11 protein-coding genes are annotated in these 11,572 nt (G+C 65.6%); 6 read left to right on the plus strand and 5 right to left on the minus strand.

Features of this window, described 5'->3' with window-relative positions; genetic code table 11:
* Positions 1-507: 507 nt before the first annotated feature.
* The gene (locus AC066S_RS28455; protein WP_126258528.1) at positions 508-1,860 is read right to left on the minus strand and encodes an Nramp family divalent metal transporter; all 1,353 of its coding nucleotides are present in this window, start codon (positions 1,858-1,860) and stop codon (positions 508-510) included.
* 167 nt (positions 1,861-2,027) lie between these two features.
* On the opposite strand from AC066S_RS28455, the gene AC066S_RS28460 reads away from it, so the two are divergent.
* Positions 2,028-3,272, plus strand: coding sequence for an MFS transporter (locus AC066S_RS28460; RefSeq protein WP_126258529.1), 1,245 nt, complete (start codon positions 2,028-2,030; stop codon positions 3,270-3,272).
* Positions 3,273-3,383: 111 nt separating this feature from the next.
* Here AC066S_RS28460 and AC066S_RS28465 read toward each other — a convergent pair whose 3' ends face one another.
* On the minus strand, positions 3,384-4,643 hold the full coding sequence (locus tag AC066S_RS28465) for an adenylate/guanylate cyclase domain-containing protein (RefSeq protein ID WP_126258530.1): 1,260 nt from the start codon (positions 4,641-4,643) through the stop codon (positions 3,384-3,386).
* A gap of 170 nt (positions 4,644-4,813) precedes the next feature.
* Between AC066S_RS28465 and AC066S_RS28470 the strand changes: the two genes are divergently transcribed.
* Positions 4,814-5,971, plus strand: coding sequence for an MFS transporter (locus tag AC066S_RS28470; protein WP_478271181.1), 1,158 nt, complete (start codon positions 4,814-4,816; stop codon positions 5,969-5,971).
* A 31-nt stretch (positions 5,972-6,002) separates the two neighbouring features.
* On the plus strand, positions 6,003-6,194 hold the full coding sequence (locus AC066S_RS28475) for a hypothetical protein (RefSeq protein WP_478271176.1): 192 nt from the start codon (positions 6,003-6,005) through the stop codon (positions 6,192-6,194).
* Between the two features lie 77 nt (positions 6,195-6,271).
* Here the strand turns inward: AC066S_RS28475 and dmeF are convergent, their stop codons facing one another.
* Positions 6,272-7,252: a CDF family Co(II)/Ni(II) efflux transporter DmeF gene (gene dmeF, locus AC066S_RS28480; RefSeq protein ID WP_478271177.1), complete on the minus strand. Its 981-nt coding sequence runs from the start codon at positions 7,250-7,252 to the stop codon at positions 6,272-6,274.
* 196 nt (positions 7,253-7,448) lie between these two features.
* Here dmeF and AC066S_RS28485 point away from each other — a divergent pair, with 196 nt between their 5' ends.
* Both AC066S_RS28485 and chrA read left to right on the plus strand, forming a co-directional pair.
* Positions 7,449-8,267: a chromate resistance protein ChrB domain-containing protein gene (locus AC066S_RS28485; protein ID WP_135169429.1), complete on the plus strand. Its 819-nt coding sequence runs from the start codon at positions 7,449-7,451 to the stop codon at positions 8,265-8,267.
* Positions 8,267-9,652, plus strand: a complete 1,386-nt coding sequence (chrA, locus tag AC066S_RS28490) for a chromate efflux transporter (RefSeq protein WP_478271178.1) — start codon at positions 8,267-8,269, stop codon at positions 9,650-9,652. Before AC066S_RS28485 ends, chrA begins: the two co-directional genes overlap by 1 nt.
* Before the next feature lie 303 nt (positions 9,653-9,955).
* Here the strand turns inward: chrA and AC066S_RS28495 are convergent, their stop codons facing one another.
* Both AC066S_RS28495 and AC066S_RS28500 read right to left on the minus strand, forming a co-directional pair.
* On the minus strand, positions 9,956-10,150 hold the full coding sequence (locus tag AC066S_RS28495; RefSeq protein ID WP_126258535.1) for a hypothetical protein: 195 nt from the start codon (positions 10,148-10,150) through the stop codon (positions 9,956-9,958).
* Positions 10,151-10,448: 298 nt separating this feature from the next.
* A complete protein-coding gene (locus tag AC066S_RS28500; RefSeq protein ID WP_126258536.1) occupies positions 10,449-10,673 on the minus strand; it encodes a hypothetical protein in 225 nt (74 codons plus the stop codon).
* A gap of 397 nt (positions 10,674-11,070) precedes the next feature.
* On the opposite strand from AC066S_RS28500, the gene AC066S_RS28505 reads away from it, so the two are divergent.
* A complete protein-coding gene (locus AC066S_RS28505) occupies positions 11,071-11,448 on the plus strand; it encodes a PRC-barrel domain-containing protein (protein ID WP_126258537.1) in 378 nt (125 codons plus the stop codon).
* Positions 11,449-11,572: the final 124 nt, after the last annotated feature.

Here is an 11,572-nt window from a genome sequence, read left to right on the forward strand (position 1 = left end):
AACACGGGCCGAACATGCGGGACACTTGGTCACGGCACTACACACTCATCAATGATTTCAACGCAGCAATCAACGCTTTCTGGCCTGATCCTCGTCCCTCCCCGGACGTGAACCCGCGCAGTCAAAATCAGTCCATCGAACCAATGGCCTCACCATTGGCTCCCGCGCGCCGACGTCGCGCACAACCCATAGACGTAACCGGAGAAAATGCGGCGCACTGACTCCGGCGCGGGACCGCCGATTATCCCGCCGGGAGAAAAATCAATCCTGAAAAACGCAATGTCATAACAGGGCCCATGAGCAATCTGCGGCCACTAGCAATTGAAGGTAGTATAACCTCTTCGCACCAATTGAAAAGCCGTAGTTCGCGGGTGCGCGGCGAAAGCCGCCGGACGGCGCGGAACTCGGGAGGGCTCGCGGAATGCGCGCACAAGGGGACGGCCGGGCTCGCGCGGGAGCCAACCCGTTGCAGGGCTGCCGCTCCAAAGGAGCAGGCACCCCCTGCACTCATCCAAACAACGTATCGAACAACAGCTTCAGGTTCAGGACCACGATCACGCCCGCGACGATCCAGGCGATCGTGGCGACGTAGGCTGGAATCGCGAACTTCCCCATCTTGCGGCGGTCGGAGACGAAGCGGACCAGCGGGATGACGGCGAAGGGCAATTGCATCGACAGCACGACCTGGCTGAACACCAGCAGATCCGCCGTGCCGCGCTCGCCATAGATCGCGGTGACGATGATCACGGGGACGATGGCGATGCCGCGCGTGAGCAGGCGGCGCGCCCAGCTCGGCAGGCGCAGATCGAGAAAGCCTTCCATGACGATCTGGCCGGCGAGCGTCGCCGTCACCGTCGAGTTCAGGCCGGAGGCGAGCAGCGCCACCGCGAACAGCGTCGAGGCGATGCCGAGACCCAGCAGCGGCGACAACAGCTCGAACGCCTGCCCGATCTCAGCGACATCCGAATGGCCGCTCTTGTGGAAGGTCGCGGCTGCGACGACGAGGATTGCGGCGTTGATGAACAGCGCCAGCATCAGGGCAATGGTCGAGTCCGTCGTCGCCCATTTGATCGCCTCGCGGCGGCCCTCGTCGTTGCGCTCATAGGCGCGCGTCTGCACGATCGAGGAGTGCAGATAGAGATTATGCGGCATCACCGTCGCGCCGATGATGCCGATCGCGATGTAGAGCATTTCGGGGTTGGTGAAGATCTCGCTCTTCGGCATGAAGCCGCGCAGCACCTCCGCGACCGGCGGCGCCGCGGCCGCGATCTGGACCGCGAAGCAGACCGCGATCACCGCCAGCAGCGCGATGACGAAGGCTTCGAGGAAACGGAAGCCGCGGTTCATCAGGAGCAGCAGCAGGAAGGCATCGAGTGCGGCGAGCAGCGCGCCGCCGATCAGGGGAATGCCGAACAGGAGTTTCAGCGCGATCGCGGTGCCGATGACCTCGGCGAGATCGCAGGCGATGATCGCCGCCTCGCAGGCAACCCAGAGCAGGAAGTTCACCGGCGGCGAATAGGTGGCGCGGCAGGCCTGCGCGAGGTCGCGGTCGGTGACGATGCCGAGCCGCGCCGCCAGCGATTGCAGCAGGATCGCCATCAGGTTCGAGAGCAGGATGACGGAGAGCAGCGTGTAGCCGAACTTGGAACCGCCGGCGAGGTCGGTCGCCCAATTGCCGGGGTCCATGTAGCCGACCGAGACGAGATAGCCCGGGCCGACGAAAGCGAGCAGCCGGCGCCACTGGCGGCCTGCGACCGGAAGGGCGATCGTGGCGTTCACCTCGGCGAGGCTCTTGGTGACGGGCGCGTCAGCGCGCCAGCCGGCGGTGTCGGGGGTCAAATCAGGGGTTCTGGCATCCATACGACGAGAATACCGAAATCGAGGCTTATTGCAACTCATTTGCAACTGCATCTGGTGGCATGGGTTCTCGTCCTGGCGGTCTCCGCACCCTTTGTCGGGAAGCGGGTGGGTTTGGCGGCCCTCGGCGCCGAATACTGGCGCCAATCCGACTTTGCAGGATATGAGCCATGTCAAACCCGCCTCGCCTCCCCGACACCTTCAGCCGCCTCGCCTGGTCCAACCTCGCGGCGCAGTCGGCCGAACAGATCGCCTTGGCGGCCGCCCCCATCGTCGCGGTGCTCACGCTCGGGGTCGCGGAAGGCCAGACCGGCCTGTTGCAGACCGCGCTGACCCTGCCCTTCGTGCTGTTCGCCATTCCCGCCGGCCTGCTCGCCGACCGCATCTCGCGCCGCTCGCTGATGGCAGGAGCCGAGGCGCTGCGGGCGGTGGCGCTCGGGACCATCGTGCTGCTGCTCGCGCTCGGCGCGCTCAATCTGCCGCTGCTGGCGCTGCTCGGCTTCGCTGCGGTGTGCGGCACCGTCGTCTACAGCGTGGCCGCGCCGGCGCTGGTGCCCTCGCTGGTGAGCGCGGAGCTGTTGCCGGCAGCGAATGCGCGGATCGAGCTGGCGCGCACCGTCGCCTTCGCCGGCGGACCCGCGCTCGGCGGCGCGCTGGTGGGCTGGTGGGGCGCGAGCCCGGCCTTCGGCTTCGCCGCGGCGCTGTCGGCGATCGCGGTGGTGCTGCTATCGGGCATCTTTGAACCCGCCCGCGCCCCGGCGCCGCGCCGCCATCCGTTGCAGGACATCCGCGAAGGCGCGGCTTTCGTGTTTCACCATCCGCTGCTGCGGCCGGTGTTCATCACCCAGTTCATCTTCAACACCGGCTGGTTCCTGCAGATCGCCGTGTTCGTGCCCTACGCCGTGCGCCATCTCGGCCTCACCGCCGCCGGCGTCGGCACGGTGCTGACGATGTACGGCGTCGGCATGGTGATCGGCGCGCTCCTCGCCACCCGGGTGATGCAGCGCATCGCCTTCGGCACCGTGGTCGGTCTCGGCCCGGTCGCCGGCCTCATTGCCGCAATCGTGATGGCGCTGACGGTGCTGGTCCCCTCGCCCTGGCTCGCGGCCTTGAGCTTCTTCCTGCTCGGCGTCGGGCCGATCCTGTGGGTAATCTCGACCACGACGCTGCGCCAGTCGGTGACGCCGCCGCGCCTGTTGGGCCGCGTCTCCGCCATCAACATCATGAGCTACGGCGCCCGCCCGCTCGGCTCGGCGCTGGGCGCGGTCGTCGGCGGGCTCTTTAGCGCGGAAGCGTGCCTCTATCTGGCGGCCGCCGTGTTCGGCGTGCAGGCCCTGGTGATCTGGCTCTCGCCGGCCGTGGCGCTGGACCGGCAACCGGACATGGTGGGGGACGAGGTCGCGGCACGGTGCTGACCCCACCCTCGTCATTGCGAGCGCAGCGAAGCAATCCAGAATCCCACCGCGGAGACAGTCTGGATTGCTTCGCTGCGCTCGCAATGACCGAACAAGCGGAAACAGCGAAGCCTAATTCGCCAGATAGCGCTCGTAGCTTCCCGTCACCGGCTCGCTTGCGTCGACCTCGGGATCGAGGGTGTAGAGATCCTGCGCACGGCCGATGCCGCGCAGCGCATAGCGGCCGGTGGAGACGAGATAGCGGCGTCCGGCGGCATCGAGGCCCTTGTAGAACTCGGATGACGCCAGCAATTCGCGATCGACCGAGCGGCTCATCGCGGCGATGCGGCTGACCTCGTTCACGGTCGGACCCACCACGGTGAAATCGAGCCGGTCCTCGCTGCCGATATTGCCGTAGAAGACCTGCCCGACATGCAGGCCGATATAGGCTGTCGTCGTCGGCCGCCCCTCCGCCGCGCGGCGGGCATTCAGCGCCGCGATATTCTTGCGGAACAGATGCTCGGCACGGAGCGCCGCCCGCCGCGCATCCGCCATGTCCTCACCCCAGAACATCGCGAGCACGCCGTCGCCGATCAGCTTCAGCACATCGCCGCCGGCCTCGTGGATCGCGTCGATCACGGCCTGCGCATAGTCGTTGAGGAACGGGATGATCTCGTCGGGACCGATGCTCTCGCTGATCCCGGTCGAGCCGCGCAGGTCCGAGTACCAGAGCACGGCATTGATGCGCTCGGTGACGCCGCGCGAGATGCGCCCGCGCAGCACCTGCTCGGAGGCGTCGCGGCCGAGATAGACCCGGCCGAGCGTGCGCACGATGTCGACCTGCTGTGCCGACTTGATCGCAAGACCGAGCACGGGCACGAGATCGCGCAGCGCGGCAAGCTCGGCCTCGCTGAAGCCGTCGTCCCGCCGCGTCGTCCAATAGGAGTAGAGGCAGTCCATCTGCCCGAGCGCTCCGCTCTCGCCGAAGCGGTGCACGAAAGCCAGGAAATGCCGGTGGCCATTTTCGGCGAGGTCGCCGATCTGCCCAAAATCCAGCGACGGCGCCTCGGCGAGATCGATCACCATCTCGTCGTGGCCATGCTCGAGCAAATGATAGAACACCGAGCGGCGCCAGTTCTTGGCCGCGTCGCCCTCCGCCGTCGAGCCGTACTCGATGACGTCGCTCTCGTTGCTCGGCGTATCGCTCCAGCGGAACGCGCGGCCTTCGTAGATCGGATGCAGCGTGTCGATGATCACGAGGCCGCGCGACAGGTCGAGCCCTTCGTCGCAGCAGCGCTCGCAAAAGCCGCGGAGCAGTTCCTGTTCGGGCAGGCCCGTGAGCCCCTGGCTGGCGATCCAGTTTATCAAGGAAAGGCGGGAAGCTGTTTGCATGCGCTATTATGGCGTGCATTCGTGACGGGCGAAAGGCGCAGAGCCGCGCGCGCAAGGCTCCCCGTCCCGCGCAGGTCGAATATGCCGAGGTTGCGGTTGACGCCCTCGCTGCACGGACGGCAAATGCCGACGATGAGGATCTTGCCGGCCAGAATCGGAAGCACGCGCGGATGAGCCAGCGCCAGCTTCCGATCATCCTGGCGCTAGGCACCACGCAGACCCTGGCCTGGGCCTCCAGCTATTATCTGCCGGCGCTGCTCGCCGATCCCATGGCGCGCGACCTCGGCGTCTCCTCCAACTGGATCTTTGGCGCGTTCTCGGCCTCGCTGGTGATCTCGGCGATGCTCGGCCCGCGCATCGGGCGGCAGATCGACCTCGTCGGCGGCCGCCAGGTGCTGTCGGCCTCGAACCTGACCATTGCCGGCGGTCTGGTGCTGCTCGGGGTCTCGCAGTCGGTCGCGGTGATGGCGATCGCCTGGCTCGTGCTCGGCATCGGCATGGCGATGGGACTCTACGACGCCGCCTTCGCCGCGCTCGGGCGCATCTACGGCACCGAGGCGCGCCGGCCCATCACCGGCATCACGCTGATGGCAGGCTTCGCCTCCACCGTCGGCTGGCCGCTCACCGCCTGGGGCATCGCCCATATCGGCTGGCGCGAGACCTGCTTTGCCTGGGCCGCCGCCAACATCCTGATCGGCCTGCCCCTCAATTTCTTCATGCTGCCGGCGATCAAGGGCGCCAAGCAGGCGGCGGCCGCGGCCGCGAAGCCGTATGTGCCGCTCGACCGCACCATGCTCCTGCTCGCCTTCATCTTCGCGGCGGTCTGGACCGTCACCGGCGCCATGGCCGCGCATTTCCCGCGCATCCTCGAGACCACAGGCGCAACGCCGGCCGAGGCGATCGCGGCCGGCGCCCTAATCGGCCCGGCGCAAGTCGGTGCGCGCATGTTGGAGGCCGGCTTCCTCAGCCGCTTCCACCCGCTGTGGTCGACGCGGCTTGCCTGCCTGACCCATCCGATCGGCGCGGCGATCATGGCGATCTTCGGCGGCGCCGCGGCAAGCGCGTTCGCGCTGTTCCACGGCTCCGGCAACGGCATCCTGACGATCGCGCGCGGCACGCTGCCGCTGTCGATCTTCGGCCCGAAGGATTTCGGCTACCGTCTCGGCATCATCGGCGCTCCCGCACGCATGGCGCAGGCGGTGGCGCCGCTGGCCTTCGGCCTCTTGATCGATCTGATGGGCGCCAAGGTGCTGATCGTCTCCTCCGCGCTCAGCCTCTCGGCGCTGGCGGCACTGTTCCTGATCCGCACCAGGCCGCGGCCGGATTGACCGGGCCGGAGCTTTCGCGCACAACCGAGCCATGAGCGACGACAACAGCCCGCCCCACACCTTCAAAGGCCTGCTGCGCTGGGCGACCACGCCGCCGCAGGCCTGGGGCGTCTACCTCCTCGCCGTCCTCCTGGTCTGGCTGCTCGCGTTCTATGCCGGCACGCTGAAGCCGAAGCAGACGCCGGAGCCAAGCCCGCCCGCGGCGACCGCGCCGCGAAGCTGATCGCGGGATCCGCGGTCATATCGAGGGACGAGGCGCTTTGCGCCGGCGGCGCCGCAACGCATTTGCGATCGACTTGGTCAATGCGGGCAGGTCTCGACCTCCACCGTGACGTGGCTGAGGCCCTTCAGCCCGGCGAGCCGCCGCTTGTAGACCGCCGGCTGCTTCGGCTCGTCCGACACCACCGAGAGCAGCACGGCACAATGGCCGGGGCCGACCTGCCACAGATGCAGATCGGTGACGCGGTCGTCGCCGACCTCCATGCGCGCGCGGATCACCCGCTCCAGCTTCTCGTCGGCCCGCACGTCGAGCAGCACCGCGCCTGACGACTTGACCAGGCCGAACGCCCAGCTCGCGATCACCACGCTGCCGATCAGGCCGACCGCGGGATCGGCCCAGACCCATCCCGAAGACATGGCGACCGCGAGCGCGGCGATCGCCAGCACCGAGGTCGCGGCATCGGTCATGACATGGACATAGGCCGCGCGCAGATTGTTGTCGTGATGACGATGCTGATGGCCATGGTGATCGTGGTCGTGGCCATGATCGTCGTGATCGTCATGTGCATGGCTGTGGCCGTGCTCATGGCCGTGGTGGTGATCATGGCTGTCGCGCAGCAGCCACGCGCTGGCGAGGTTGACGCCGAGGCCGAGGACGGCGACCGCCATCGCCTCGCCATAGACGATCGGCACCGGATTGATCAGCCGCAGCACGCTCTCATAGGCGATCTCGACCGCGATCAGGCCCAGGATGATCGCGCTGGCGAAGGCGGCAAGATCTCCGAACTTGCCGGTGCCGAAGGTGAAATGCGCATTGCCCAGATGCCGGCGCGCGAAGCGGTAGGCGAAGGCGGCGATGCCGAGCGCGGCCGCATGCGTGCCCATGTGCCAGCCGTCGGCGAGCAGCGCCATCGAACCGAACAGCGAGCCGGCCACGATCTCGCCGGCCATCATCACCAGCGTCAGCACGACCACGAACCAGGTGCGCCGCTCGTTCGCGTCGTGCTTCTCGCCCAGGAAGGCGTGGTCGTGGGTCCATTGTTCGACGGAATGGGAATGCATCGAATTCTCCCGAAGATTCAGGTCTGTCGGCGCGCAATATAGACGGCGGGCACCAATTTTCTAAGGTCCAATCGTCCCGCGGATTGACAGTGCAACTTAGTTTCGGTGTAATCTGCGCCATGGGGATTTGAGCGATCTCCCCACGAGGCGACAAGCCCAAGCATCGCGTCCCGTTCGGTTGTTGCGAGGACGCACCATGTCTACATTCACGACCATATCATCTGACAAATTGGCACGGTTGATCGGCACCGCGAATACGCCTGTCCTGATCGACGTGCGCACCGAGGAGGATTTTGCCGCCGACCGGCGGCTGATCCCGGGCTCCATCAAGCTCAGCCACGAGAATGTGACGGACTGGGGCGGCGACTTCGCCGGCCGCCGGGCCGTCGTCTCGTGCTTCCGCGGTGAGAAGCTTGCCCAGGGCACAGCGGCCTGGCTGCGCCAGCTCGGCGTCGAGGCCGAGACGCTGGAGGGGGGCTTCGAGGGCTGGAAAGCGGCCAAGCTGCCGCTGCTCGACGCCCGCAAGCTGCCGCCACGCGATGCCAGGGGACGCACCGTGTGGGTGACGCGGGCGCGGCCGAAGGTCGACCGCATCGCCTGCCCCTGGCTGATCCGCCGCTTCGTCGATCCAAACGCGGTGTTCCTGTATGTCGCTCCTTCCGAAGTGGTCGCGGTCGGCGAACGCTTCAATGCGGCCCCGTTCGACATCGAGAACGTGTTCTGGAGCCACCGCGGCGAGCTCTGCACCTTCGACGTCATGATCGAGGAGTTCGGCATCGCCACCCCCGCCCTGCTCCGGCTGGCGACGCTGGTGCGCGGCGCCGACACCGCACGGCCGGATCTGGCGCCGGAGGCGCCCGGCCTGCTCGCGGCATCGCTCGGGCTGTCGCGGATGCATGACGACGACCTCGAACAGCTCGAGGCCGGCATGACGCTGTACGATGCCTTCTACCGCTGGTGCCGCGACGCCACCACCGAGACCCACAACTGGCCGACCAACAAGGTGAAGGCGTAATGGACACCCGCAACGTCCAAGCAGGAGCTGATGCCGGTCACGGCATCAGCTTCAACGAAGCCTTCCGCGTCTGGCTTCGCGTCGCCTGTCTGAGTTTCGGCGGGCCCGCGGGCCAGATCGCGGTGATGCACCGCATCCTGGTCGAGGAGAAGAAGTGGATCTCCGAAGGCCGCTTCCTGCATGCCCTGAATTACTGCATGCTGCTGCCGGGCCCGGAAGCGCAGCAACTCGCCACCTATGTCGGCTGGCTGATGCATCGCACCGCCGGCGGGCTGATGGCGGGCGGGCTGTTCATCCTGCCCGGCATCATCGCCATCATGGCCTTGAGCTATGTCTACGCCGCCTTCGGCAATGTCAGCTTCGTCGAGGCGCTGTTCTTCGGGCTGAAGGCCGCCGTGCTCGCCATCGTGGTCGAGGCCGTCGTGCGCGTCGGCAAGCGCGCGCTGAAGAACCGCATCATGATCGCGCTCGCAGCCATCGCCTTCGTCGCGATCTTCTTCTTCGCGGTCCCCTTCCCCATCATCATCATCGCCGCCGGCCTCATCGGCTATGTCGGCGCGCGAGCTGGCCGGCCGGAATTCGCGCCGGCCGGTCACGGTCCTGGCGGCAGCGGCGCCGCGATCGACAGCATGCTCGGCGAAGCCGTGCCCGAGCACGTCAAGCCCGACACCGCGCGCGCGATCCGCGTTGGCGCGCTGTGGCTCGCGCTCTGGCTGGTTCCGGTGATGGTGTTGTTGCTCGCGCTCGGGCAAGGCAGCGTCTTCAGCCAGATCGCGCTGTTCTTCTCGAAGATGGCGCTGGTCACCTTCGGCGGCGCCTATGCGGTGCTGGCCTATGTCGCCCAGCAGGCGGTCGAGCACTATCACTGGCTGAAGCCGCACGAGATGCTGGACGGCCTCGGCATGGCCGAGACCACGCCGGGCCCGTTGATCATGGTGCTACAGTTCGTCGGCTTCATGGCGGCCTATCGCGACCCGAGCGGGCTGTCGCCGATGCTCGCGGCCACGCTCGGCGGCCTGCTCGCGACCTGGGTCACCTTCACGCCCTGCTTCCTCTGGATCTTCGTCGGCGCCCCCTACATCGAGCGCCTGCGCGGCAACATAGGCCTCGCCGGCGCGCTCAGCGCGATCACCGCCGCGGTGGTCGGCGTGATCCTCAACCTCTCGATCTGGTTCGCCCTGCACACGTTGTTCCGCGAGACGGTGCCGGTGCAGGCGTTTCCGCTGAATTTTGATATGCCGGTGCTGACAAGCGTCGACATCCCCGCGCTCGTGCTGGCGATCGCGGCGGCGACGGCGATCTTCCGGTTCAGGCTGGGAATGCTGACGGTGCTGGCGGGCAGCTGCGCGGCGGGTTTGGCGCTGAGGCTGGCGGGTGTGATTTAGGGCAATCCGGCTGCCATGACCGGTAGGCATCGAGAGGTGATGTTGCAGCCGACAGCGCTTCATGGCCGCTCTGGGGCCAGAAGCTGCCATTCAACGCATCGAAAGTGGCCGCCATCGGTGAGCGATCCTAGTGTGCTCTGCGAAGCGTTTTGAGAACTGCCTTTGTGTCCTCGATGTACTCTTGTACAACCTGCCGGGCTTCATCGTCGCGGGATCGCTTAGGAGGTTGAGGGCATTCTTTGCGGAGTTCTTTGTCAGACATAGGCTCACGCGAAGTGGAGAGCGGCGTCCTTAGAGGCAACCTCAGTTCTTCGTTAAAGGCTTCGGCGGCTGGTCGGCTATGGCCTCTACGTCAACGGGAGGAAGCTCGCCAGTGCGGTCTTTTATGTCTGCCGCGCGCTGCACCAAGCCAGCAGCCACCTTGGGATCCTTTGTGGTTTTTGCCATGCGCAGCAACGTCGCTGCGGCCTCGCGGGCGAAATGGTTGAAACGTGACACGATGGAACATCCGGACGCTTTGACGTGGGATGATTCAAGGGACCGAAGTTTGTTCCGAGTTCGGTGTAAAAATGCACACATGCGACAAAAACGCCTCAGCCCGGGGGCTGGGCCGGCTAGGCCTTCGGGTGTCGGCACCACGCTGTTTCAAATCGTGATCCGATACCGCCGTGTCGCAGGCGCCGAACAAATCCTCCAGTTGGTATGTGCCGGTGAATAGAGGGAGACCGCTTCAGCGGCCTCCCTCTTGTCGATGGGAGCGGACGGAGCGGGGTTTATCGCTTCTCGCCACCACTCCCTAGTTCGCGCAGACCTTGATGGTCTTCATCCCGCTCTCAGCTTCGGTGCGTGTCTTGAACGCCTTGCCGTCGCCAACAACGACGGTGGTAGTGGTGGTCGGCTTCTTGTCCACGATGGTGCACTTCTTCGTGGAGGTGTCTTGCACTACATAAAATTCCGTCTGGGCGTAGGCGGCGCCGGTCATGATTGCAGCGGCAGCCGCCGAAATGAGAAGCTTCTTCATGGTCGTCTCCTCCATTGTGAGTGTGTCCCTACGCAAATTATCGAGCGGCGTGGATTCTCCACGGCTGGAAACTACGTCTCGGGTTCACTACTCTGTAGAGATACTAAAGGGACGACATGAACGCAGGCCGAACAGGCAGTTCAGAGATCGTTTATCGCGAGGTTACCGATCTTCGACTCACAGGCGCACCATTCCCGACTTCGGGCTTGGGTCAGAAGGCCAAAGACTCAGCGCAAGCAAATCTCGTCCGTTGCGCCCACTAAGCCGACCATATTGAGGGTTGTCGTCACTTCGCTGATGTCGCGTCGATTTGGCGCTGCGACGGACGCTTAACGCAGGAACGTCCTCGTAGCTGCCGAGTTAAGCGGCCAAAACCACCTGTGAGGGAGACAAAGTCATGGCCCGCGCAACAGCCCACCCGGATCATCACTGCATCTCGAGCGAAGACATTCAGGGAACCGAGGTGTATGGAGCGGATGGAAAGAATATCGGTGAGATTGATCACCTCATCATCGACAAGGTGTCAGGCCGCGTAGCTTATGCCGTCATGAGCTTCGGCGGATTTGTTGGCTTGGGTCACAGCCACTACCCCATTCCCTGGAGCGCTCTGAGGTATGATACGTCCCTCGAAGGCTTCCGAACCAATATCACAGAGCAACAGCTCAGGGACGCGCCGGAGTTCAGCGATGACTCCTGGGAGGATCGAGATTGGGAAACGCGAACTCACCGGTATTACGGGACGCCCACTTACTGGGAAGGGCGAGGCGGCCTGTGAGCTGGCCCCGGTTGTCTGAACAGAATATCCGCGTCGATAAGTGGAGCCTCTGCCGGGGTTAGGCTGCCGTGCGGAGCGGCAGCGGGGTGAAGTAGGCTTGATCCGGTGTGCTGCCGTCAAGGCT

Source organism: Bradyrhizobium sp. CFUWI (genome assembly GCF_056429085.1).

Excerpts from the sequence above, each read along its gene's own strand:
- AC066S_RS28505 (WP_126258537.1), top strand. The coding sequence starts at position 11,071 with ATGGCCCGCGCAACAGCCCACCCGGATCATCACTGCATCTCGAGCGAA.
- dmeF (WP_478271177.1), bottom strand. The coding sequence starts at position 7,252 with ATGCATTCCCATTCCGTCGAACAATGGACCCACGACCACGCCTTCCTG.
- AC066S_RS28500 (WP_126258536.1), bottom strand. The coding sequence starts at position 10,673 with ATGAAGAAGCTTCTCATTTCGGCGGCTGCCGCTGCAATCATGACCGGC.
- AC066S_RS28460 (WP_126258529.1), top strand. The coding sequence starts at position 2,028 with ATGTCAAACCCGCCTCGCCTCCCCGACACCTTCAGCCGCCTCGCCTGG.
- AC066S_RS28455 (WP_126258528.1), bottom strand. The coding sequence starts at position 1,860 with ATGGATGCCAGAACCCCTGATTTGACCCCCGACACCGCCGGCTGGCGC.
- AC066S_RS28485 (WP_135169429.1), top strand. The coding sequence starts at position 7,449 with ATGTCTACATTCACGACCATATCATCTGACAAATTGGCACGGTTGATC.
- AC066S_RS28470 (WP_478271181.1), top strand. The coding sequence starts at position 4,814 with ATGAGCCAGCGCCAGCTTCCGATCATCCTGGCGCTAGGCACCACGCAG.
- chrA (WP_478271178.1), top strand. The coding sequence starts at position 8,267 with ATGGACACCCGCAACGTCCAAGCAGGAGCTGATGCCGGTCACGGCATC.
- AC066S_RS28475 (WP_478271176.1), top strand. The coding sequence starts at position 6,003 with ATGAGCGACGACAACAGCCCGCCCCACACCTTCAAAGGCCTGCTGCGC.
- AC066S_RS28465 (WP_126258530.1), bottom strand. The coding sequence starts at position 4,643 with ATGCAAACAGCTTCCCGCCTTTCCTTGATAAACTGGATCGCCAGCCAG.